This is a genomic window from Paenibacillus sp. PL91 (genome assembly GCF_012935325.2).
In the GTDB taxonomy this organism is placed as follows: Bacteria; Bacillota; Bacilli; order Paenibacillales; family Paenibacillaceae; genus Pristimantibacillus.
Map to the genome: position 1 here is coordinate 1 of NZ_JABBYG020000057.1, position 2,269 is coordinate 2,269.

3 protein-coding genes are annotated in these 2,269 nt (G+C 36.4%); all 3 read left to right on the forward strand.

Features of this window, described 5'->3' with window-relative positions; all coding sequences use genetic code 11:
- The first annotated feature begins 246 nt into the window (after nucleotides 1-246).
- Nucleotides 247-693, forward strand: a complete 447-nt coding sequence (locus HI950_RS35290; RefSeq protein ID WP_169091749.1) for a hypothetical protein — start codon at nucleotides 247-249, stop codon at nucleotides 691-693.
- Nucleotides 694-754: 61 nt separating this feature from the next.
- Nucleotides 755-949, forward strand: coding sequence for a hypothetical protein (locus HI950_RS35295; protein ID WP_169091751.1), 195 nt, complete (start codon nucleotides 755-757; stop codon nucleotides 947-949).
- A 217-nt stretch (nucleotides 950-1,166) separates the two neighbouring features.
- Nucleotides 1,167-1,871 (forward strand): YHYH domain-containing protein, encoded by a 705-nt coding sequence (locus HI950_RS35300; RefSeq protein ID WP_169091753.1) that lies wholly within the window; start codon nucleotides 1,167-1,169, stop codon nucleotides 1,869-1,871.
- Nucleotides 1,872-2,269 lie beyond the last annotated feature (398 nt).

Here is a 2,269-nt window from a genome sequence, read left to right on the forward strand (position 1 = left end):
AGTTGAGTTTCTGGATTTAGCTTCTTATTCAGCGAACAACCCTCTTGTTTACTGAGACGATAGATTAAGCTAACGGGGAACTATAGCGTAACAATCAACAGAACAAAGCTGCTAACATGGAACGGCAGACTCGTTGAGCAAACGGGCAGGTTAATTGAATTCCAAGAACGGTATGCGTCAAAGAATAATCAGGTAAAATAGGTATCTTAATGAATGATAGATATAGAATATAGATTGGGGATTTTCATGCCTAAACAGATCTCTGAGGAAGAAGCTCATTTGCTCGGTATTGATACTTTGCATCAAGAAATGGATAACGGAGAAAGGCGATTCAGGCTGGTTAGTTCAGATGGTAGTTCGTATATCCGTACGGAAGCTTCAAATAATGGCGGATGGCAGAAGAGCCATTATCATAAGTCCCTTAGAGAATTTTATGTTGTCCAAAAAGGATGGCTGGTTTACACGGAGTATGTCTCTGATAACAAATTAGTTTTGAAACATTTGGAGCAGGGGGAGAGCATACTGGTAAAACCGTTTGTTCACCATAACTTATACATGTCAGCATATACTGTCACACACGTAATAAAATATGGTGGTGAAATCGAGAATGATTGGTATCCTTCCCCTGAGTTAGACAAGCTTACATTGCATTTGCCCGAGTCCGAGCTTGCTCGTATGCGAGATTGTTATTAAAATAACGGGCAGTATAGCTTGGAAGTATGTTAAATCAAATAATAATCATTGGAGGTAACCAATGTTAGAAAAAATTGATTTTAAATCTGGTCAAGTAATCCTTAATGATTTTGATTTTGATGATACGACTCCTCTTGAAGAACAAATCTGGTCGTTTAAACACGATATACTTCAGGTGAGATATGATAAAGGTTTAATTTTGGATTTAGGATGGTTACCAGAATTCAATTTAGAAGATGGGATTTTACATTCGTGAATATAGCTCCCAAATGCCCCTAAGTTATGATCAATATGAAGAAGCAGGAGAAAAGTTGTGGAATGCGCTTCTAATAATGGTTCCAGATGATCATATAAATAATTTTAAAAAGAATGTAGGAATTAGATTTTAGAAGTAGAAAAAACTTAATGTATCCATCATTAGGATTCTTTTGGTATAATTTGAAAGCATTATAACATGGGGGGTTGCTAGGATTATGCGAAAGGTAATTAGTTTAATTTTGACGATCGGTCTCTTGGCAGTATTTATTATGCCATCGATTTCGACGGCGCACTCGGGGCGTACAGATAGTAGTGGAGGACATAACTGTTCAGAAAAATCTATTGCAAAAGGACTTTGCACTGGGTATCACTATCACAATGGAGGAAGCTCTGGTTCGAGCGGTTCAGGATCTTCCAGCGTAACCAAAGAAAAAGTTATTTATAACGAATTCGCGCCAGAACCACATTGTATATTTGTAAAAGATGTGTATACAGACACTGATACTTATTACAAATATTATGAACGTTTATGGGATTGCAATCTGTACTCTGATGAGGGAACTATTTATACAAATATGGACAACGGATTAATTGTAAACAACAACAAAAAATCATTATCTTATGCAAATAGTTTTATTTCTGTTAAAAACCAAAGCTATTTTTATGCTAAAGATTTTGCAAAGGCATTTGGGTTAAATATTGAGGTGGACAAGAACAACAACCTTACCCTATCGAAAAAAGGATTGTCCATAAAAATTGATAGAGCGACAAATAAGATTTTTCTTAATGGTGAGTATACTAACTTAAAAGTTGTCAGGCTTTCAGGACTATCTTTTATTCCCTTCCGCTATGCAGTAAAATGGGTTGGAGGGAAAATAACATCGATTGATTACGACTTTTCTGTGGAGTATAAATCTTGAATATCACAAGCGAATTTAATAATAAAGGGGGGAGCCAGTCAAGGTATCCCTTTTTACTTTGCCATTATACAAAACCAGCGCGTAAATCCCCCCGTACAAGGTTTGCTAAAGATCGATTTTTGAATTATTGTCAAACAAAATGGAGTTCTGTCAGAGGACAACAACATATATGTATTGGAAACCGCCTAAACAGCGGTTTTTTTGTTGTAAGGGTATATGTTCTTGTCCAAGCCTGAAGACAAGAACATATACCCTTAGCCGAGATTGAAAAGAACATATACTCATAACCGATTAATCCTGAGATAAGGAACTATCATTAAGCTAACGGGCAGTATTGCGGAGGAGTCAGTAGGTAGTAAAAGGAAATATTCCGCTACTTCTCGAATTTATACTAAGAG